The sequence below is a fragment of the Caballeronia sp. SL2Y3 genome, assembly GCF_022879575.1.
Taxonomy (GTDB): domain Bacteria; phylum Pseudomonadota; class Gammaproteobacteria; order Burkholderiales; family Burkholderiaceae; genus Caballeronia.
This window is the reverse complement of record NZ_CP084261.1, coordinates 401,374-419,647: the sequence shown is the minus strand read 5'-3', so window position 1 is coordinate 419,647 and position 18,274 is coordinate 401,374. Positions and strand designations below refer to the sequence as shown.

The following is an 18,274-nucleotide window of genomic DNA, read 5'->3' as shown; positions in this document are numbered from 1 at the left end:
CGTCCTCGACTCATTGCTCATTGCTCATTACTCATCGCTCATTGCGCCGGATAAAGGCCCAGCGTGCGCGCATGCAGGCGCGCGAGGCCGAGCAGCGCGTCGGTGAATGGCGTCGGCACGCCGGTCATCGCGCCGAGTTCGCGCACCGACGCGACGAGCGCATCCAGTTCGACGGCCTTGCGCGCTTCGACGTCCTGCAGCATCGACGTCTTCATCGCGCCCAGTTTCGCCGTGACGGCATGCCGGTCCGCCGGCTCCTGCTCGATGGGAATGCCGAAGCGCGCGCCGATTTCCTTCGCCTCCAGCATGATGCGCGTGACGAAGCCGCGCACGAGATCGTCGCCGAGAATGCGGTCCGTGGTCGCGCCGGTGATGGCGCTGATCGGGTTCATCGTCATGTTGCCCCACAGCTTGAACCACACGTCGCGCTGAATGTGCGGCGAAGCGGATGCGTCGAAGCCCGCCCGCGCAAAAAGCGATACGAGCGAATCGACGCGCGCGCTCGGCTTGCCAGCCGCCTCGCCCAGAATCAGCCCGTTGCCCTGATGATGCCGGATGACGCCCGGCGCTTCTACGAAGCAACTCGCGTGAACGACGCAGCCGACCGTCTGCGCGCTCGGTATCGCGGCGGCGATGGTGCCATGCGGGTCGACGGAGGAGAGTCGCTTGCCGGCGAACGCATCGCCTAAGCCCTCGCAAAACCACCACGGCACGCCGTTCATGGCGGTGAGCACCGTGGTCCGCGCGCCGAGTAACGGCGCGATGTGCGCAGCCACGGATTCCATTGCCGGCGCTTTGACGGCGACCACCACGAGGTCTTGTTCCCCCAGTGCTTCGGGCGCGCCGCTCGCGCGGACCTGCGCCGTATGCGTCGCGTCCTTCTCGACGAGTTGCAGGCCGCGCGTGGTGAGCGCATTCAGCGTCGGGCCGCGCGCGACCACGCTGACATCGCAGCCTGCCTGCGCGAGCCGCACGCCCATCCATCCGCCGATTGCGCCCGCGCCGTAAATGCATACCTTCATCTTGTCGTCCCCGCCACTGGTTGGTCGCTCATTGTAAGAGCGGATTGAATTCATCAGCGGCTGACGCTCAAACGGTCCAATCTATGAGTCGCAAAACGCATTTCAAGAGTCGCCGGACGAATAAAAAATGCGCTTGAAAATGCAGTCCGGCTTATTGAAAAGAGCCTTCCCGCACCTATTTTTCGATCCGAGGGCAGCGACGCTCGAACGCCCTGCCCACAAGGATCAACGCACTGTGCCGGCCTGGATGCGGCCGCATTTTCGGAGACTGAATCATGAGTGACTTCTACTTTGGCGGCGACGTGTTCGCGGAACTGGATCGCATGCAGCGGCAAATGTCGACGCTGTTCGGCAACCTGCCGTCGAGCATCCGGACCAGCCGCGCGGATGTCTTCCCGCAATTGAATATCGGCAGCACGGACGAGGCCGTCGAAATCGTCGCGTTCGCGCCGGGCGTGGATCCCGCATCGCTCGATGTGACCGTGGACAAAGGCACGCTCACGATCAGCGGCGAGCGCAAGGCCGAAACGCTGACCGAAGGCGCGCGCACCTATGCGAAAGAGCGCTTCACCGGCAGCTTCCGCCGCGTGATCGAACTGCCGCAGAACGCCGACACCGACAAGGTGCAGGCGCGCTATGAGAACGGCACGCTGTCCATCACGGTCGGCAAGCGCGAAGCGTCCAAGCCCCGCGCCATCACCATTCAGTAATCCAGCATTCGGGAGCTCACGATGAACGACACCACTCAACTGACGCAGCGCAACGAAGGCGACGTGACGCGCAAGAACGAAGACAACGTGCGCCGCGCGAGCATCACGCCCGCGGTCGATATCGTCGAAGATAGCCACGGCATCACGCTTTGGGCCGACTTGCCCGGCGTGCCGCGCGAAAAGCTGGACGTGAAAGTGCATGACGCGCGGCTTTATATCGAAGCCGAAGCGGTGGTCGCCGCGCAAGCCGGCTTGCGCGTGCATCACGCCGAAGTGCGCGCGCCACGTTTCGCTCGCGCCTTCACCGTCAGCGACGACTTCGACACCACGAAGATCGACGCGAATCTGACGAACGGCGTGCTCAAGCTCACGATTCCGCGCCGTGAAGAAGCGCGTCCGCGTCGTATCGAAGTGCGCGCGAGCTAAGAGAAGCTTCAGCAGCAACGCAATGCTTCAACCGAATGGCCGCGAATTCGCGGCCATTTTTTTAGCGCATGCTTAACGCCTCTATAATCTTCCGCGGCAGTCCGAGAACTATTCAAACTTATCGCTAGGAAGAGACGAACGTGAAGACGCTGTTGAAGGTGTTGTTGAGTTCCATGCTGGCCGTGTCCATCGGCGCGCATGCGAAAGACTGGTCCACTATCCGGTTCGGCGTCGATGCCAGTTATCCGCCCTTCGAATCGAAAGCGCCCGACGGCCAGCTCGTCGGCTTCGATATCGATGTCGGCAACGAACTGTGCCGCCGTCTCGACGCAAAGTGTGTATGGGTCGAAAACGCCTTCGACGGCATGATTCCCGGCCTCAAGGCGCGCAAATTCGACGGCGTCCTGTCCACCATGTCGATGACGCCGGCGCGCGTCAAGCAGATCGCATTCTCCAGCAAGCTCTTTCATGTGCCTACGAGGCTCGTCGCGAAGCGCGACTCGAAGATTCAGCCGACGGCGGAATCGCTTGCGGGCAAATCGGTCGGCGTCGAACAAGGCTCCATGCAGGAGAGCTACGCGAAGGCGCATTGGGGCGCCAAAGGCGTGACGGTCGTATCGTATGCGGATCAGGATCAGGTCTATGCCGACCTGCTCGCCGGCCGTCTCGACGCATCGCTGCAAAACGCGGTGCAGGCCGAACGCGGCTTTCTCGACACGCCGCGCGGCAAGCCGTTCGCGTTCGCCGGCCCGGCTCTGGAAGACAGCGCGATCTTCGGTCCCGGCACCGCGATCGGCCTTCGCAAGGAAGATACCGATCTGAAAGAGAAGCTCGACGGCGCAATCGCTGCGATGATCAAGGACGGCACATACAAGCGTATCGAGCAGAAGTACTTCGACTTCGATATCTACGGCGAATAAGCATAAGAAAGCAGTCGGCGCGAGCGCACTGTAGGCCTCGCGCCAACACATGCGTTGGCGCGCCGATGGCTTTTTTTCACGCACGTCATGCTGAAAATTACACGTCGCCCGCCGGCATGCGGGGAAGCTGCGTGGTCGAAGCATCGGCATAGTGTTTGCATGCCCGGCAACGCACAGAGAGACTGTTTCCGGGGGCATCATGCATCATTCGATCGAACCTCACGAGCTCGGCAAGGTTGATCTCGCGCGCTTTCAGATCGTGCAAGTGTCGGACGGCACGCATACCGTCGTGCTCTGGGAAGCGCCGGAGCCCGACACGCTGGTGCCGCTGCACGCACGCGCCGCCACGCTCACCATTCGTCTGTGCGATCCGCTCAATCCGGTGCGCAGAAAAGACGTGTGCGAGCGCTTGCAGGCGCACCTCGCGGCGTCGCGTGGTCGCAAGAGCGCAGCGCGGCCGCGCACGCATCTGCATCGTCTGAGCGCGAGTCCGCGCGCCGCGCTGTAGCCGCTAAAGCGACTTGCCGAGAAAAGTCCACAGCGCGTCGTCGAGCGAATACGGCACGTTGAAGCGAAAGCACGCGCTCGGTGCATCCCCGGGCCGGAAATACGAACCCGGCGCGAGCCAGATGCCGTGCTCGAGCGCGCGCGTCGCGACATCGCTCGCATGCGATGGGTCGATCGGCAACTCAGCCCACACGAAAAGTCCCGCACGCGGACGGCGGAACAACGTGGCGCCGAGCGCATCCATGCGCTGCTCGACGATCGCATGCGCGTCCTTCAGCTTGTCGATCACGAATTCGACATGCCGCGCATAGCGCCCTTCGGTCAGCACCTTCTCGACGATGCGCTCCGTCGCCTCCGACGACGTCAGGCCCACCGCCATCTTCGTGCGCGCCAGTTCGCGCAGCACGTCGCGTTCGGCGACGACATAGCCGCAGCGCAGCGACGGCGTGATCGTCTTCGCAAAGCCGCCGACATACACGACGCGGCTCAATCCTTCCAGCGCCGCGAGCAACGGCGCGCCGGGCGGCGCCAGCTCGCGGTTCACGTCGTCTTCGACGACCCACAGGCCATGCCGCTCGGCGATCTGCATTAAGCGAAACGCCGACGCCATGCTGAATGTCGCGCCGGTCGGGTTCTGCAGCGTCGTGTTGAGAAAGACGGCCTTCGGACGATGCTCCGTCACGATGCGCTCGAACACGTCGGTGTCGATACCCGCGACGGTGCGCGGCACGCCATGCACGTTCAGGCCGGCAAGCCTGAGAATCTGCAGCAGATTGCAGTAGCCGGGATCTTCGACGACTACGGCATCGCCGGGACGCAACAACGTGCGCACGATCAGGTCGAGCGCCTGCGTCGCGCCGCTCGTCAACAGCACGTTGGATGCGGCATCGACCGGCAAGCCGTAACGGTCCAGTTGCTCGGCAATGCGCTCGCGCAGCGGCGCGAAGCCGTATGGATGCCCGTAATCCGCGATGCGCGCCGCCGGCACGCGGCTCACCGCGCGCAGCGCGTGGTGCAGCCCGCTTTCGTTGACCCATTCGTTCGGCAGCCAGCCGCAGCCGGATTTGATCGGCACCGAATGGTCCGCGAAGACATCGGAAAGCAGCCACGTCGCCGTGAGGCTCGGCGGTTGCCACTCGACCGAGCGCGCCCGCGCGCGCGGCCCGCGCACGGCCACGCGATACCCCGAGCCGCGCCGCGCGGTCACGAGGCCCATCGACACTAGCCTGCCGTACGCTTCGGTCACGGTGAACGTGCTCAGGCGCTCGCTTTCGGCAAGACGCCGCACCGAAGGCAACAGCGCGCCCGCGCGCAACGTGTCCGACTCGATGGCGGATGAAAACGCGCGCACGAGTTGCTCGACGAGCGTCGGCGCCTGCCGCGAGCCGCGTTCCAGGTTGAGTTCGATCATCGGTTCAATCAGCCAAGGTAATCAGCCAAGGTCTGCCAGCACAGTTCGCCCCATTTTGCCAGCACAGTTGGCAGCGCGGTGAAGCAACTGTCTATGCCGCGCAAAATTGCGTCGACATACAGTGACCGTTCTTTCGAGGAGAGACCTAGCCATGAACGCCCGCCCCGTCATCGACGACCTGTCGTCTTTCTGGATGCCCTTCACCGCGAATCGCCAGTTCAAGGCCGCGCCGCGGCTTCTGGAAAGCGCCAAAGGCATGTACTACCGGTCGACCGACGGCCGCGAAGTGCTCGACGCCTGCGCGGGGCTGTGGTGCGTGAACGCCGGTCATTGCCGCGAGGAAATCGTCGAGGCCGTGCAGAAGGCGCTCGGCACGCTGGATTTCGCGCCGACATTCCAGATGGCTCACCCGCTCGCGTTCGAAGCCGCGACGAAAGTGGCCGGACTGATGCCCGACGGCCTCGACCGGATCTTCTTCACGAATTCGGGCTCGGAGTCGGTCGACACGGCGCTCAAGATCGCCATCGCCTACCATCGCGCGCGCGGCGAAGGCCAGCGCACGCGGCTGATCGGGCGCGAGCGCGGCTATCACGGCGTGGGCTTCGGCGGCATTTCGGTGGGCGGCATCGCGCCGAACCGCAAGACGTTCTCGGGCGCGCTGCTGCCCTCGGTCGATCATCTGCCGCATACGCACGATCTCGCGCACAACGCGTTCTCGAAAGGCCAGCCGGCGTGGGGCGCGCATCTCGCGGACGAGCTCGAACGCATCGTCGCACTGCACGATGCATCGACGATCGCGGCGGTCATCGTCGAACCGGTAGCGGGCTCCACCGGCGTGCTGATTCCGCCGCAAGGCTACTTGCAGAAGCTGCGCGAGATCTGCACGAAGCACGGCATTCTGCTGATTTTCGATGAGGTCATCACCGGCTTCGGGCGTCTCGGCAAGGCGACGGCCAGCGAGTTCTTCGGCGTGACGCCGGACCTCATCACCATGGCCAAGGCAATCAACAACGCGTCCATTCCGATGGGCGCGGTCGCGGCGCAGCGCCAGGTGCACGACACGATCATCGACGCAGGCGCGGCCAACGCCATCGAACTCTTTCACGGCTACACGTACTCGGCGCATCCGGCCGCGACGGCTGCGGCCATCGCGACGCTCGACCTCTACGTGCGCGACAAGCTGTTCGACCGCGCGGCATCCAAGTCTCCGGCGTTCGAAAGCGCGGCGCATGCCCTGCGCGACGCGCCGCACGTGAAGGACATTCGCAATCTCGGGCTCGTCGCGGGCATCGAACTCGAACCGCGCGACGGCGCGCCGGGCGCGCGGGCCTACGAAGCGTTCGTCAAGTGCTTCGAGGCAGGCGTGCTCGTGCGCTATACCGGCGATACGCTCGCGTTCTCGCCGCCGCTCATCATCGAAGACGACCAGATCGACCGTATCTTCACGACGGTGAGAGAAGTGCTCGAGACGGTGCAATAGAAGATGAGACGATCGCGCGTTTCGTTGAGACGCGCGCGCATTCACGGCGGCGCTGCTCCGGCCTACAGTTGACTCACGCCATTCAGATGGCTCACCAACGAACCGGAGCACACCATGTCACGTCTTTCCCAAGTCAACGTCAACGAAGCCACCGGCAAGACCGCGGAACTCTTCACCGCCATCAAGAAGGCTGCGGGCCGCGTGCCGAACGCGTATGCCACCATCGGCACGCATAGCCCGGCGGCGCTCGGCGCGGCGCTATCGAACGATGCCGTGCTCGCGAAGAGTAGTCTCGACAAGGCCGATGCCGAAGCCATCAAGCTCGCCGTCAGCGAACTGGCGGGTTGCGACTACTGTGCCGCTGCGCATACGGTCGTCGGCAAGATGGTCGGGCTCACGCAAGCCGAAACGCAGCAGATCCGCGCGGGCGACGCGACCGGCAATGCGAAGCGCGATGCCCTCGTGCGCTTCGTGCGGCAAGTGGCGGATTCGCGCGGCACGGTGGACGCCCGCGTGCTCGCCGATGTGCGCGAAGCAGGCTATAGCGAGGCGCAAGTCATCGACGCGCTGTTCGCGATGAGCGTCATCAACTTCACGAACCTCGTCAACCGCGTGAACGACACGACGCTCGACTTTCCCGCGCTCGTCTAAGGGTTGGAGGACTTCGTGAACCGGTCGACCACAGCGCTGACAAGATCGACCGGGACCGGAAACACGATCGTCGAATTCTTGTCGCCCGCGATCGTCGTCAGCGTTTGCAGATAGCGCAGTTGCATTGCCTGCGGCGCCTGGGCGAGCATCTGCGCGGCCTGCAACAGCTTCTCCGATGCCTGCAATTCGCCTTCCGCATGAATGATCTTCGCGCGACGCTCGCGCTCAGCTTCGGCCTGACGAGCGATCGCGCGAATCATCGTCTCGTTGATATCGACGTCCTTGATCTCGACGTTCGACACCTTGATGCCCCACACGTCCGTCTGCGCGTCGAGCACGCGCTGGATGTCGCTGTTCAGGCGCTCGCGTTCGGACAGCAATTCATCCAGTTCGTGCTTGCCGAGAATCGCGCGCAGCGTCGTCTGCGAGAGCTGGCTCGTCGCGTCGAAATAGCGCGCGACCTGAATCACGGCCTTCTCCGGATCGACCACGCGAAAGTAGACGACCGCGTTCACCTTGACCGAGACGTTGTCGCGCGTGATGACGTCCTGCGGCGGCACGTCGAAGACGACCGTGCGCAGGTCCATGCGCACGACCTGCTGCACGACCGGAATGATGAGCACGAGCCCCGGCCCTTTCACCTTCCAGAAGCGCCCGAGCATGAACACGACGCCGCGCTCGTACTCGCGAAAAATGCGCACCGCCGACGCGAGCAGAAAAATAATGAGCGCGAGGATGATGCCGCCGAAACCGAAAGTCAGCCCCATGTTTTTAGCCTCGTTCAAGCTGCATGGTGATGTGACTCGTCGAACGGCTCGACGGTCAGCGTGAGTCCGTCGCGCGCGGTCACGCGCACGCGCGCGCCCTGCCCCGGCAACGCAGCGGGCGATGCCGGCTGCACGCGCCAGCGTTCGCCCTGCACGCGCGCCCAGCCGACAGCTTCGCCGCCCTCCAGCATCACGCCGATGCTGCCGAGCATGGCCTCGCCGCCGCTGACGACGGGCCGCCTGCGCGCCTTCAACGCGAGCCCCGACACCGCGAACACGAAGACTGCCGAAATCAGCGCGAGCGCCACGACGAGCCCGGGCGGAACGCCAAAGCCGGGCGCGTCAGTATCGACGAGCATCAGCGCCCCGATGGCGAACGCGACGATACCGCCGATGCCCAGCGTGCCGAACGTCGGCAAGAACGCCTCCGCGACGAGACAGCCGATGCCGAGCATCAGCAAGCCGAGGCCCACGTAGCTCACCGGCAGCAATTGCGGCGCGAACAGGCCGACGAGCAGGCAAATGGCGCCCGCGACGCCCGGCAGCACGTAGCCGGGATTCGCGAACTCGAAGAAGAGGCCGTACATGCCGATCATCATCAGTATGAGCGCGACGCTCGGGTCCGTGATCGCCGCGAGAAAGCGGTTGCGCCAGTCGGGCTGGAACGCGACGACGCTCGCCTCGCGCGTCGCCAGCACGCGCTCGCCCTGCGCCGTGCGCACGCGGCGGCCGTCGAGTTTGGCGAGCAGGTCGGGGATGTCGGTCGCGGTGACGTCGATCACCTTCTGCGCGAGCGCCTCGTTGGCCGAGAGCGCGACGGCCTCGCGCACCGCGCGTTCGGCCCACTGCGCGTTGCGCCCGCGCAGTTGCGCGAGGCCGCGGATATACGCGGCGGCGTCGTGAACCTGCTTGCGCGTTTCGGTCGATGCCCCTTCCGCCGCACCCGACGCGCCCGACGCCGCGCGCTCCGCTCCACCGGCGCCGAGCTGGATCGGCGTGGCCGCGCCGAGATTCGTGCCGGGCGCCATCGCGGCGATAGGCGCGGCGTACACGATATACGTGCCCGCGCTTGCGGCCCGCGCGCCGCCCGGCGCGATGTACGCGACCACCGGCACCGGCGAAGCGAGGATCGCCTGAATGATGGCGCGCATCGAGAGATCGAGGCCGCCGGGCGTGTCGATCCGGAGGACGGCGAGTTGCGCGCGTTCGTCTGCGGCGCGGGCGAGCGACCGCACGACGAAATCCGCGCTCGCCGGGCCGACCGCGCCGGTCAGCGGAATGACGACGACGGGCGCGGCAGCTTCCGCGCGAAGCGGGAACACGGCGAACGCCAGCAGCAGCAAGAGGCGTCGGACGAACGGCAGGAGCCGGTCAGCGGGTATCGTTCTCATCATCGGCAATCGCCGGCCGAGTCCGGCGTCGCGCAGGGTCTCGCTTTCAGCTTAGGCGATAGAACCGTCATGCGGTCGATGATCTTCTCGACGTCCGCCGTCTCGCTCAAGCCCGCCACGAACCGCGCGCGGTCGAAGTCCGGCGACACGCAGCCGTCCACGTAGACGAAGCGGCGCTGCAGCGTGAGCCAGAGACTCGTCTTGTCGCGCCATTGAAGCGATGCATTCAGCGCGTTCAGACGGCGCGTGACGCTTTCGGCGATCTCGCGGTCGTAGTCGTAACTGTTCGGCAGACGGCAGCGGCCCGCGATCCAGCAACTGTTGCCGCGCTCGATGCGATAGTGCGCTTCAGCGAGCCATTCGGCTTCCGTTTCGAACGGGCCGCGCGGCGCGGGGCAATCCGCGATGGCGTTGGATACGTGCAGGAACGGGTCGTTGCCGCGATTGGCGAGCGTGCCGTCGGCATGGAGGGCTAGCGCGTGCAATGCCAGCAATACGCCGAGCAGCGCGGTGGTCTTCGGTTTGCGCATGATCGTCCGATCGTGTGAACGGCACGCGCCAAGCATAGACCATCATCGCGCGAACCAGCCGTTACACTGGAACCCGCACTTTCCCTCGGATTCAAAACGACATGAAACAGGCACTTCACCATCTGACGCTCGCCACCGGCTCGCGCGGCCTGCACGAAGTCACGCGCGACGTCGACCGCTGGATCGACTTGCAGGATATCCGCACAGGTCTGCTGACGGTGTTCTGCCGTCATACGTCGGCGTCGCTGCTGATTCAGGAAAACGCCGACCCGGACGTGCGCGCGGACCTCGAACGGTATTTCGAATCGGTCGCGCCGGAAGCGCCCGGCCGCTATATCCACGACGCCGAAGGCCCCGACGACATGCCCGCGCATCTGCGCACCGCGCTTACCACCGTGCAGCTTTCGATTCCCGTCGAAGCCGGCCGCATGGTGCTCGGCACGTGGCAGGGCATCTATGTGTTCGAGCATCGCGCGGCGCCGCATCACCGCGAACTCGTATTGCATCTGATCGGCGAGTGATGGCGGGCTTCAGAGAGATCCGGCGCGGTCACGGTTTGATGATGGTCCGTCCGGCCAGCGCGCAGGTGTGATCCTGCAATTCTTCCGACGACGCGAGATTGCCCGGACCGACGTGATCGTTGAGCAGAAAGAACGCGGGCGCGCCGTCGCTGCGCTCGGCGCCCACGAGCAGCAACGTTTGATCGCCCATGGAACCGCCTTCCTGCGCGACTGTGGCGGCGAGCAGCCTGAACGGATCGGTGCGCGACAAGTCCGCGTCGTCGATGCGCAGCGCGCGATACCTGTGTCCGCGAAGGCGCACGGGCAGCGGCGTCCAATGCGTGCCGATGCGCGGCCCCGCTTCGCGCAGCGCCTGCACCACGTCATCCGCGAGGCAGTCGATATGGATATGCAACTGGTTCTGCGTGCGTCCGCTCGCCGAGTTGACCGCGAGGGACATCTCGTCGCGCGGCAAGCGGCGGCGCAGCGCGTCGTCGACGTAATGGCGCGCGTTCCATGCATCGCGCCAGTAGTTCGGCGTGTCCGATTGCAGTAGCGCCGGACTTTCGATGCCGCTCACGCGCGCGGTCGGAATCAGCAGATATTGCGCGACGCCGACGATGTCCTTGAGCACCGCATAGCCGCCTGCGACGTTCACCTCGGCGCACGGCTGCTCGATGCGCGCGCCGTCGGCGGCGGGGACGCAGCGGTCATGGACGATCTGCCAGAGCGCATCGGGATTGCCCGCGCGCGCGGGCGAGCACGCGAGGCCCAGCATGACGGCGGCGCTGGCGAGGAGACACTTCGTGAGGATGTGCATCGGCAATGATCCGGGACGGAGACCCTAGCGTGCCGGATTATGCTTTCAGGCGCATGACTTCGCTGCGGCCGCCTCGCGCGTGCCGACCGCACAGCAAAAAGCGCCGGCTGCGATAACGCGGCCGGCGCTTTCTTTACTACGACTGCCCTGCTCCTGCTGCCCGCCGCGTGCCATCCGCTGCGGGATCACAGACTCCGGCTTAGTGGCCGAAGTAGACCGAGTTGCGATCCGACATCGTGACGGCTGCACGCGCGCCCGACTGGGTGTTGCCAGCGGTCGATGCGCCATACGACGTCGTTGCAACCGCGCCTTGCTCCGCGTTCACGCGAGCCTGGGCCGCTTGCAGGTTTTGCGGATAGTTCACGCGGTCTTGCGACGGGTTGTAGCCAGCCTTTTCCAACTGAGCGAGTTCGGCGCGAACCTGAGCGCGCGTCACGGGCGCATTGTTTTGCGCGAAGGCGAAAGTCGGAGCGGCCAGAGCCGAAGCGAGGACGAGAGCCGGAACGAATGACTTGATCATGATGACCTCCAATAATCTTGTTTTGAAATCGACTGGAAATCGGAGAGCTTTTTAAGCGTTTTCTGATTTCCTTTCGCTTGGAGAGAAGTTTAGGAGGTCCAGGACCTAGGGGAAACCCCGATTCTCATGAAAGATCTTTGTTCAACGAGCAATAATCCGGGCACGAATCGAAGCTGATGACCGCTCCCGACGTCACCGCGCGACGACGTGTTCGAGCGCGACGCTCATCAACTCGCGCAGCAGCGGCTGTACGGCGCTGGCGCGGGTGTCGTCGTACGCATAGGGCGACGTTTCTTCCATATACGTCACCTGCGTCAGTTCCAGTTGCACGGCGTGGATGCCGCGCGCCGGCTCCCCGTAGCGCCGCGTGATGTAGCCGCCCTTGAAACGCCCATTGGCGATGCTGGTGTAACGCCCGTCGCGCGATACGACTTCCGCCAGCCGCTCGGCAAGCCCCGGCGCCGCCGATGCGCCGTCCGCCGTGCCGAAATTGAAGTCGGGCAAGCGGCCTTCGAAGAAACGCGGCACGACCGAGCGGATGGAATGCGCTTCCCACAACAGCACGCGCCCGTGCGCTTCGCGCAGCGCGGCGAGCTCGCCGGCGAGCGCGTCGTGATACGGCTGCCAGTACAGCGCGCGGCGCGCCTCGATCTGCTCGCGCGAGGGCGCGTGCCCCGGCCGGTAAAGCGGCTCTTTCTCGAACGTATCGACCGGACAGAGACCCGTCGTGTCGCGGCCGGGGTACAGATTCGCGTCGTCCGGCGGGCGGTTCAGGTCGATCACGTAGCGCGCGTATTCCGGCAGCAGAATCGACGCGCCCAGCTCGCGCGCGAACGCATACAGCCGCTCCAGATGCCAATCGCAATCGTCGACGCGCAGCGCCACCGGCGTCATCTCTTCGACGAGCGCCTCCGGAATGCGCGTGCCTCGATGCGGAATCGAAATCAAGAGCGGCGCGGTGCCGCGTTCCAGCGTGTAGATGGAGCAATCGTGAACGGTATCCATGTCTGCGGCTCCGGGAGTTGAACGTTACGCGAGGAGTTCGCCGAGCGCCGCGCGATAACGCGCCAGTGCCCGCTCTTCGTCGGCGTGGCGGCGGTCGGTGACGACCTTGCGGCCGCCGACGAACACGTCGCGCACCGACGTCTCTCCATGCTCGCAGAAGACTGCGCTGGACAGCCACGCGTCGCAGGAAAGGCCGCCGATGCCGGGATGCGCTTCGTCCAGCACGATCCAGTCCGCACGCATGCCCGCAGCCAGCGCACCGACGCGCCGCCCGGTCGCGCTCGCGCCGCCGTCGAGGGCGGCGTCGAAAAGACGGTCGGCGGGGCGCGTGTCGCGCGCCGATGCGAGCACGTTACGCTCGCGACGCAGCAAACGCTGGCCATATTCGAGCAGCCGCAGTTCCGAGCGCCAGTCGACGCCCACGTGACTATCCGAGCCGATGCCGAAGCGCCCGCGCGCATCCACATAGTCGCGCGCCGCAAAGAATCCGTCGCCGAGATTCGCCTCCGTCGTCAGGCACAGGCCGGCGATCGCGCGGCTGTCAGCGAGGCTGCGGCATTCGCTCGCGTCCATATGCGTGGCGTGGACGAGGCACCAGCGCTCATCCACGTCGAAGCGATCCAGCAGCCACTGCACCGGCCGCTGGCCGGTCGCGGCGACGCACGCATCGACTTCGGCAAGCTGCTCGGCGATATGAATGTGCACCGGAGCGCGGTCGAAGCGGGCGTCGAAGCCTTCGAGGAGCGCCGCGAGCGACTCGCCCGAGACCGCGCGCAGCGAATGCGGCGCGACGCCGTAACGCCGCGCGCCGTTCTCCGGCCGGGCGCGGGCGAGCGCATCGAGCATGTCGAGCAGGCTCTCGGGCGTATGCAGGAAGCGGCGCTGATCGTCGCGCGGCGCGGCCTGGCCGAAGCCGCTGTACTGATAGAGCACCGGCAGCATCGTGATGCCGATGCCCGCGCGCTCTGCCGCATCCACCACGCGCTCGGCCAGTTCCGCACGGTTCGCATACGGCGAGCCGTCCTGCGCGTGATGCACGTAGTGAAATTCGCAGACCGATGTGTAGCCCGCCTTCAGCATTTCGATGTAGAGCCAATGCGCGATGTCCGCCAACGCGTGCGGCTCGATCTTCGCGGCGAAGCGGTACATCAGGTCGCGCCAGCTCCAGAAGGTATCGGCGGCGCTCGCGCGATATTCGGTGAGCCCGGCCATCGCGCGCTGGAACGCGTGCGAATGCAGGTTCGGCATGCCGGGCAACACCGGGCCTTTCGCCCGTTCGACGCCTGCCGGAGCCGCGCTGTCCGGCTCGACGCGCGTGAGCGCGCCATCGTCGCTCCACTCGATCAGCACGTTGCGCCGCCAGCCATCGCGCAAGCGCGCGTGGTCCGCGAAATAGAGGTTCAAGCTCGTGTCTCCTCGATGCCGATGCAGAGCCACGCGGCATCGCCCGCGGCTTCGACGATGCAAGCGCGCTCGATGCGCACGGTATCGCCGGGATAAAGCATTGCGCGCGTTCCATCGGCAGACGCGATGTTGAGGCTGCCGCTCGCGCAGTAGACGAACGTCGATCCGTACTCCGGCGCCAACTCGTGACGCCCGGCGCGCCGGACGCACACCGACATGCGCGCCCGGTCGCGGCGCACCATCACGTTGAAGTCGCGCGTCGGCCCGTCTATCAGATTCGCGTGGATCGGCGTTTCGCCCGCGAAGCACGCCATCGCGAGCGGTTCGTCGAGCCGATGCTCGCGGCCACCCGCCTCAGTGAGCAGCATGCCCGCGCCGTCGAGCAGGACGAGCGCGCGATCGACACCGGCAAACGCCGAGAACGCGCCATCCGACGACACGTCCGCGACCGACAGCCGCCACGCGAACGCTTCGAGCGACGCGCCCGGCGGCCCCGCCGCGATCTCGCGCGTGATGCCGCCGCCGTTCTTCCACGGCACGGCGTTGAGCGAAGCCGCAGGAATGATCGTCACGTCAGAAGTGCCCGGTAAATTGATAACGGTCGCCGGGATGCCAGAGATTCGCGACCGACGCGACGGCATCCCGCGACCACGTGCGCCGATGCAGCAACAGACAAGGCTCGTACTCGCCCATTGCGAGCGCCGCGCGGATTTCAGGTGACGGCACGGACGCCTCGATCCGGTACTCGACGCGCTGCAGCGGCGCGGCGATCATCAGGTACTGGTTCGGCGTGATCGTCGTGAAATCCTGCCGCGCGTATTCCGGCGCGAGCGCCGGGTTCACGTAACGTTCTTCGAGCTGCACCGGCTCGTCGTTCTCGAAGTGCAGCACGCGCGAATGAAACACCGGGCTGCCGAGCGCGAGCTGCATCTCGCCGGCGAGCGCCTCGTCCACGATGGACGCGCCCAGATGCAGCACCTGCGCGCGATACGCATGACCGCGCGCAGCGATCTCGTCCGAGATGCTGCGAATCTCGACGAGCGTCGACGCGTACTTCGGCTGCGCCACGAAGGTTCCCGCGCCCTGCACGCGCGTCAGGACCTGCTCGGCCGTCAGTTCGCGCAGCGCCCGGTTCACGGTCATGCGCGCGACCTTGAACTCGCGGGCCAGCTCGTTCTCGGACGGCACCTGATCGCCCTCGCGCCACTCGCCGATGTGAATGCGCTGCAGGATGTAGTCCTTGATCTCCTGATACGCGGGCGGGTTCATGCGCTCGCTTCCGCTTTCTCAGCGGCTTCGGATGCAAACGCGAACGGGCTGTGCCGCGCGATGGCGCCCTGCTCGACGAGCCTGGCGATGGCCGCGATATCCGGCGCGAAGTAGCGGTCCAGGTCGTAATGCGGCACGTGCGCGCGCAGCGTGTTCATCACTTCGGTGAGCGGCGCGCTCGTCTTGTGCGGTGCGCGCAGATCGACGCCCTGCGCCGCCGCCAGCAGTTCGATGGCGAGAATGTTGGCCGTGTTGCTCGCGATATCGCCGAGCTTGCGGGCCGCGAACGTGGCCATGGAAACGTGATCTTCCTGATTCGCCGACGTGGGCAGCGAATCGACCGAAGCGGGATGCGCCAGCGTCTTGTTCTCGGAGGCGAGCGCCGCCGCCGTCACGTGCGCGATCATGAAGCCGGAGTTCACGCCGCCGTCGCGCACGAGGAACGGCGGCAGGCCGGAAAGCGTGGCGTCGATCAAGAGCGCGATGCGCCGCTCGGCCAGCGCGCCGATTTCAGCGGCGGCGAGCGCGAGATTATCGGCGGCGAAAGCAACCGGTTCAGCGTGGAAATTGCCGCCCGACAGCACTTCGCCGGTGTCGGGGAAGATCAGCGGGTTGTCGGAGACCGCGTTCGCTTCGATCAGGAGCACGTCGGCGGCGTGGCGCATCTGGTCGAGGCACGCGCCCATCACTTGCGGCTGGCAGCGCAGGCTGTACGGGTCCTGCACCTTTTCGCAGTCCGCGTGCGACAGATTGATGCCCGAGCCCGCGAGCAGCGAGCGATACGCCGCCGCCGCGTCGATCTGCCCGCGATGCCCGCGCAGTTCATGGATGCGCGCATCGAACGGCACCACCGAGCCCGCGGCCGCATCCACCGACAGCGCGCCTGCCACGAGTCCGGTGCGGAACAAGTCCTCGATGGCGAACAGGTGATACAGCGCGAGCGCCGCCGACGCCTGCGTGCCGTTGAGCAGCGCGAGCCCTTCCTTGGCTTGCAGCGTCAGCGGCTTAAGGCCCGCGACCGCGAGACCGTCGAGCGCGCTCGCGCGTTCGCCGCGAATGGTGACTTCGCCGATGCCGAGCAGCACCGTCGACATATGCGCGAGCGGTGAAAGATCGCCGGATGCGCCGACCGACCCCTTGACCGGGATGATCGGCAGCACGTCCGCGTTGAACAGCGTGACGAGCGCCTCGATCACTTCGCGGCGGATGCCCGAATGGCCGCGCCCGAGGCTCGACAGCTTGAGCGCCATGAGCAGCCGCACGACCGGGCGCGACATCGGCTCGCCCACGCCGACCGCGTGCGAAAGCACGAGATTGCGCTGCAACAGCTCAAGCTGGTCAGCGGGAATATGCGTGTTCGCGAGCCGCCCGAAGCCCGTGTTGATGCCATACGCCGGATCGCCCTTCGCGGCGATGGCCGCGACCGCGCGCGCGCTGGCGTCGATGGCGTCGAAGCTCGCGGGATCGAGCCGCAGAGAATCGGAGCCGCGGGCGATGCGGCGCAGTTGCGGCAGCGTGAGTTTTCCGGGCGTCAGCGTAATCATGTTTCATCCTGTCTATACAAGTCAGACGCCAGTCTAAACGGGCATAAACGACGAAACAAGAGGCTTTCCGGGATTCCCCTTAGCTCGAACAGCGGATATAGGCGGCGCTTGTCTATACAGAACGCGCGATGCTCACAGCACTTTCTCCATCACGAACTGCACGAACCGCTGTCCGCGCACGACGACCGCGCGTGCCAGCAGCATCGTGAATCCGCAATATTCGAAGAACGGACGGCCCGTCGCGCTCGCGTAGGTGTGCAGCACCTGCATGCCCGCCTCGTCCGCTTCGGCCTCGATGCGCGCGAGCAGCGCGGTCGCCACGCCTTTGCGCTGGTGCTCCGGATGGACGAACATCATGTCGATCAGGCCGTTGCGCTCGAGATCGGCGAATCCGGCAAGCTGGCCGCCGCTGAACGCGACCCACGTCGGGCGGCTCGCGCGGGCAAGCGCCCATTCGTCGGGATCGGCCTGCGCCCAGACGTCGATCTGCTTTTGGTTGTAATCCGCCGATGCGGTCTCGCGCACGGCGCGGAGAAACAGGTCGATCATGCCGTCGAGATCACTCGCCCGGTACGGTCTGATTTCGATTAGCGGGAACTCGGGCATGTCTTCACCTTCTGTATTGCAATAAGAATCGGGCCGCGAAAGCGCGGCCAAGTGTCGGGCGTCTGAAACGCGGGAAGGATTGTAGGAAACGGACGCGGGATAAAAGCCAAAAGGTGTCGCCAACGTGTCGCCGATTAGCTCGCGACGGCCACCGTTGCAATGCCGAGCGCAGTCATCAGAAGCGATGCCCCGACGTGGACCGCGATCTCCGCCAGCGCCCAGCCGAGCCGCCCCTGCTGAAGATGCGCGACGACTTCCGCCGAGAACGTCGAGAACGTGGACAGGCCGCCCATCAGGCCGGTGATGACGAAAAGCCGCCACTCGACGGAGAGGTCCGGCATACGCGCAAAGAACGCAACGGCCACGCCGATGATGTAGCCCGCGATGACATTGGCCGCGAACGTGCCGAGCGGCAGGTTCGGAAAGACGGCGTTCAGGCGCAGGCCGAGCGCCCAGCGCAGCAGCGAGCCGAGGCCGCCGCCGAGTCCCACCGCGATGATCGACAGGTACATGTAGTTGTTCAGTTATCTTGATGAAAGAGCAGGCGCGCCGACGTCATGCCCCGCGAGCCAGCCGTTCGATCAGCGCGGCGCGGCTCGGCTCGACGATCCATCCCTGGCCGTGCCGCAGATGCGCCGTCCACGTGCCGTCGCGCCGGGCTTCCCAGCAGCCGGCTTCGTGGCCGTCGATGAACAGCGATCCGCGCATGACAGGCATCGGATCGGCGGGATCCAGCGTGGTGTCGTCGTTGTGTGCGAGCCTGACGTCGTGCATGAACTTCGCCTGCCGGG

22 protein-coding genes are annotated in these 18,274 nt (G+C 65.7%); 7 read left to right on the top strand and 15 right to left on the bottom strand.

All coding sequences use genetic code 11. The features are described 5' to 3' along the window. Positions 1-38: 38 nt before the first annotated feature. Complete coding sequence (locus LDZ26_RS15235; RefSeq protein ID WP_244849989.1) at positions 39-1,022, bottom strand: 2-dehydropantoate 2-reductase; 984 nt, start codon at positions 1,020-1,022, stop codon at positions 39-41. A 275-nt stretch (positions 1,023-1,297) separates the two neighbouring features. Between LDZ26_RS15235 and LDZ26_RS15230 the strand changes: the two genes are divergently transcribed. From LDZ26_RS15230 to LDZ26_RS15215, 4 genes are all read left to right on the top strand, one after another. Next, positions 1,298-1,732, top strand: coding sequence for an Hsp20/alpha crystallin family protein (locus LDZ26_RS15230; protein ID WP_244849988.1), 435 nt, complete (start codon positions 1,298-1,300; stop codon positions 1,730-1,732). Positions 1,733-1,753: 21 nt separating this feature from the next. Next, positions 1,754-2,158, top strand: a complete 405-nt coding sequence (locus LDZ26_RS15225) for an Hsp20/alpha crystallin family protein (RefSeq protein WP_244849987.1) — start codon at positions 1,754-1,756, stop codon at positions 2,156-2,158. 140 nt (positions 2,159-2,298) lie between these two features. Continuing rightward, positions 2,299-3,078 (top strand): ABC transporter substrate-binding protein, encoded by a 780-nt coding sequence (locus LDZ26_RS15220; RefSeq protein WP_244849986.1) that lies wholly within the window; start codon positions 2,299-2,301, stop codon positions 3,076-3,078. A 199-nt stretch (positions 3,079-3,277) separates the two neighbouring features. After that, positions 3,278-3,586: a hypothetical protein gene (locus tag LDZ26_RS15215; protein WP_244849985.1), complete on the top strand. Its 309-nt coding sequence runs from the start codon at positions 3,278-3,280 to the stop codon at positions 3,584-3,586. A 3-nt stretch (positions 3,587-3,589) separates the two neighbouring features. Here LDZ26_RS15215 and LDZ26_RS15210 read toward each other — a convergent pair whose 3' ends face one another. Further along, the gene (locus LDZ26_RS15210) at positions 3,590-4,996 is read right to left on the bottom strand and encodes a PLP-dependent aminotransferase family protein (protein ID WP_244849984.1); all 1,407 of its coding nucleotides are present in this window, start codon (positions 4,994-4,996) and stop codon (positions 3,590-3,592) included. Positions 4,997-5,147: 151 nt separating this feature from the next. Between LDZ26_RS15210 and LDZ26_RS15205 the strand changes: the two genes are divergently transcribed. After that, a complete protein-coding gene (locus LDZ26_RS15205; protein WP_244849983.1) occupies positions 5,148-6,476 on the top strand; it encodes an aspartate aminotransferase family protein in 1,329 nt (442 codons plus the stop codon). 114 nt (positions 6,477-6,590) lie between these two features. Continuing rightward, positions 6,591-7,127: a carboxymuconolactone decarboxylase family protein gene (locus LDZ26_RS15200; RefSeq protein ID WP_244849982.1), complete on the top strand. Its 537-nt coding sequence runs from the start codon at positions 6,591-6,593 to the stop codon at positions 7,125-7,127. Here the strand turns inward: LDZ26_RS15200 and LDZ26_RS15195 are convergent. From LDZ26_RS15195 to LDZ26_RS15185, 3 genes are read right to left on the bottom strand one after another with little or no spacing between them, the layout of a single operon-like run. Continuing rightward, entirely contained in the window at positions 7,124-7,894 is a 771-nt protein-coding gene (locus LDZ26_RS15195) for a slipin family protein (protein WP_244849981.1), read from the bottom strand. The two genes, LDZ26_RS15200 and LDZ26_RS15195, sit on opposite strands and share 4 nt — an antisense overlap. A 14-nt stretch (positions 7,895-7,908) precedes the next feature. Continuing rightward, positions 7,909-9,288, bottom strand: a complete 1,380-nt coding sequence (locus tag LDZ26_RS15190) for a nodulation protein NfeD (RefSeq protein WP_244849980.1) — start codon at positions 9,286-9,288, stop codon at positions 7,909-7,911. Next, positions 9,285-9,815, bottom strand: a complete 531-nt coding sequence (locus tag LDZ26_RS15185; protein ID WP_244849979.1) for a BON domain-containing protein — start codon at positions 9,813-9,815, stop codon at positions 9,285-9,287. The genes LDZ26_RS15190 and LDZ26_RS15185 overlap by 4 nt, the downstream gene beginning before the upstream one ends. A gap of 101 nt (positions 9,816-9,916) precedes the next feature. On the opposite strand from LDZ26_RS15185, the gene LDZ26_RS15180 reads away from it, so the two are divergent. Further along, positions 9,917-10,336, top strand: coding sequence for a secondary thiamine-phosphate synthase enzyme YjbQ (locus LDZ26_RS15180; protein WP_244849978.1), 420 nt, complete (start codon positions 9,917-9,919; stop codon positions 10,334-10,336). A 28-nt stretch (positions 10,337-10,364) separates the two neighbouring features. Here LDZ26_RS15180 and LDZ26_RS15175 read toward each other — a convergent pair whose 3' ends face one another. From LDZ26_RS15175 to LDZ26_RS15130, 10 genes are all read right to left on the bottom strand, one after another. Then, the gene (locus LDZ26_RS15175; RefSeq protein WP_244849977.1) at positions 10,365-11,135 is read right to left on the bottom strand and encodes a CDP-diacylglycerol diphosphatase; all 771 of its coding nucleotides are present in this window, start codon (positions 11,133-11,135) and stop codon (positions 10,365-10,367) included. A 199-nt stretch (positions 11,136-11,334) separates the two neighbouring features. After that, the gene (locus LDZ26_RS15170) at positions 11,335-11,655 is read right to left on the bottom strand and encodes a DUF4148 domain-containing protein (protein WP_370650724.1); all 321 of its coding nucleotides are present in this window, start codon (positions 11,653-11,655) and stop codon (positions 11,335-11,337) included. Positions 11,656-11,847: 192 nt separating this feature from the next. Next, a complete protein-coding gene (gene hutG / locus LDZ26_RS15165; protein WP_244849976.1) occupies positions 11,848-12,660 on the bottom strand; it encodes an N-formylglutamate deformylase in 813 nt (270 codons plus the stop codon). Positions 12,661-12,684: 24 nt separating this feature from the next. Beyond that, positions 12,685-14,064: a formimidoylglutamate deiminase gene (locus tag LDZ26_RS15160; RefSeq protein ID WP_244849975.1), complete on the bottom strand. Its 1,380-nt coding sequence runs from the start codon at positions 14,062-14,064 to the stop codon at positions 12,685-12,687. Then, positions 14,061-14,636, bottom strand: a complete 576-nt coding sequence (locus LDZ26_RS15155; RefSeq protein WP_244849974.1) for a HutD family protein — start codon at positions 14,634-14,636, stop codon at positions 14,061-14,063. The genes LDZ26_RS15160 and LDZ26_RS15155 overlap by 4 nt, the downstream gene beginning before the upstream one ends. 1 nt (position 14,637) lies before the next feature. Next, positions 14,638-15,333 carry a histidine utilization repressor gene (gene hutC, locus LDZ26_RS15150; RefSeq protein WP_244849973.1) on the bottom strand — a complete coding sequence of 232 codons (696 nt, stop codon included), beginning with the start codon at positions 15,331-15,333 and terminating at the stop codon, positions 14,638-14,640. Continuing rightward, positions 15,330-16,877, bottom strand: a complete 1,548-nt coding sequence (hutH, locus tag LDZ26_RS15145; RefSeq protein WP_244849972.1) for a histidine ammonia-lyase — start codon at positions 16,875-16,877, stop codon at positions 15,330-15,332. The genes hutC and hutH overlap by 4 nt, the downstream gene beginning before the upstream one ends. 132 nt (positions 16,878-17,009) lie before the next feature. Then, positions 17,010-17,483 carry a GNAT family N-acetyltransferase gene (locus LDZ26_RS15140; RefSeq protein WP_244849971.1) on the bottom strand — a complete coding sequence of 158 codons (474 nt, stop codon included), beginning with the start codon at positions 17,481-17,483 and terminating at the stop codon, positions 17,010-17,012. A gap of 134 nt (positions 17,484-17,617) precedes the next feature. Continuing rightward, positions 17,618-17,995 (bottom strand): fluoride efflux transporter CrcB, encoded by a 378-nt coding sequence (crcB, locus tag LDZ26_RS15135; protein WP_244849970.1) that lies wholly within the window; start codon positions 17,993-17,995, stop codon positions 17,618-17,620. Positions 17,996-18,038: 43 nt separating this feature from the next. Next, positions 18,039-18,257: a hypothetical protein gene (locus LDZ26_RS15130; RefSeq protein WP_244849969.1), complete on the bottom strand. Its 219-nt coding sequence runs from the start codon at positions 18,255-18,257 to the stop codon at positions 18,039-18,041. Positions 18,258-18,274 lie beyond the last annotated feature (17 nt).

What these genes read in the sequence shown, in the direction of transcription:
- LDZ26_RS15235 (WP_244849989.1), bottom strand. Translation starts at nt 1,022, where the DNA reads ATGAAGGTATGCATTTACGGCGCGGGCGCAATCGGCGGATGGATGGGC.
- LDZ26_RS15230 (WP_244849988.1), top strand. Translation starts at nt 1,298, where the DNA reads ATGAGTGACTTCTACTTTGGCGGCGACGTGTTCGCGGAACTGGATCGC.
- LDZ26_RS15225 (WP_244849987.1), top strand. Translation starts at nt 1,754, where the DNA reads ATGAACGACACCACTCAACTGACGCAGCGCAACGAAGGCGACGTGACG.
- LDZ26_RS15215 (WP_244849985.1), top strand. Translation starts at nt 3,278, where the DNA reads ATGCATCATTCGATCGAACCTCACGAGCTCGGCAAGGTTGATCTCGCG.
- LDZ26_RS15210 (WP_244849984.1), bottom strand. Translation starts at nt 4,996, where the DNA reads ATGATCGAACTCAACCTGGAACGCGGCTCGCGGCAGGCGCCGACGCTC.
- LDZ26_RS15205 (WP_244849983.1), top strand. Translation starts at nt 5,148, where the DNA reads ATGAACGCCCGCCCCGTCATCGACGACCTGTCGTCTTTCTGGATGCCC.
- LDZ26_RS15200 (WP_244849982.1), top strand. Translation starts at nt 6,591, where the DNA reads ATGTCACGTCTTTCCCAAGTCAACGTCAACGAAGCCACCGGCAAGACC.
- LDZ26_RS15195 (WP_244849981.1), bottom strand. Translation starts at nt 7,894, where the DNA reads ATGGGGCTGACTTTCGGTTTCGGCGGCATCATCCTCGCGCTCATTATT.
- LDZ26_RS15190 (WP_244849980.1), bottom strand. Translation starts at nt 9,288, where the DNA reads ATGATGAGAACGATACCCGCTGACCGGCTCCTGCCGTTCGTCCGACGC.
- LDZ26_RS15185 (WP_244849979.1), bottom strand. Translation starts at nt 9,815, where the DNA reads ATGCGCAAACCGAAGACCACCGCGCTGCTCGGCGTATTGCTGGCATTG.
- LDZ26_RS15180 (WP_244849978.1), top strand. Translation starts at nt 9,917, where the DNA reads ATGAAACAGGCACTTCACCATCTGACGCTCGCCACCGGCTCGCGCGGC.
- LDZ26_RS15175 (WP_244849977.1), bottom strand. Translation starts at nt 11,135, where the DNA reads ATGCACATCCTCACGAAGTGTCTCCTCGCCAGCGCCGCCGTCATGCTG.
- LDZ26_RS15170 (WP_370650724.1), bottom strand. Translation starts at nt 11,655, where the DNA reads ATGATCAAGTCATTCGTTCCGGCTCTCGTCCTCGCTTCGGCTCTGGCC.
- hutG (WP_244849976.1), bottom strand. Translation starts at nt 12,660, where the DNA reads ATGGATACCGTTCACGATTGCTCCATCTACACGCTGGAACGCGGCACC.
- hutC (WP_244849973.1), bottom strand. Translation starts at nt 15,333, where the DNA reads ATGAACCCGCCCGCGTATCAGGAGATCAAGGACTACATCCTGCAGCGC.
- hutH (WP_244849972.1), bottom strand. Translation starts at nt 16,877, where the DNA reads ATGATTACGCTGACGCCCGGAAAACTCACGCTGCCGCAACTGCGCCGC.
- LDZ26_RS15140 (WP_244849971.1), bottom strand. Translation starts at nt 17,483, where the DNA reads ATGCCCGAGTTCCCGCTAATCGAAATCAGACCGTACCGGGCGAGTGAT.
- crcB (WP_244849970.1), bottom strand. Translation starts at nt 17,995, where the DNA reads ATGTACCTGTCGATCATCGCGGTGGGACTCGGCGGCGGCCTCGGCTCG.
- LDZ26_RS15130 (WP_244849969.1), bottom strand. Translation starts at nt 18,257, where the DNA reads ATGCACGACGTCAGGCTCGCACACAACGACGACACCACGCTGGATCCC.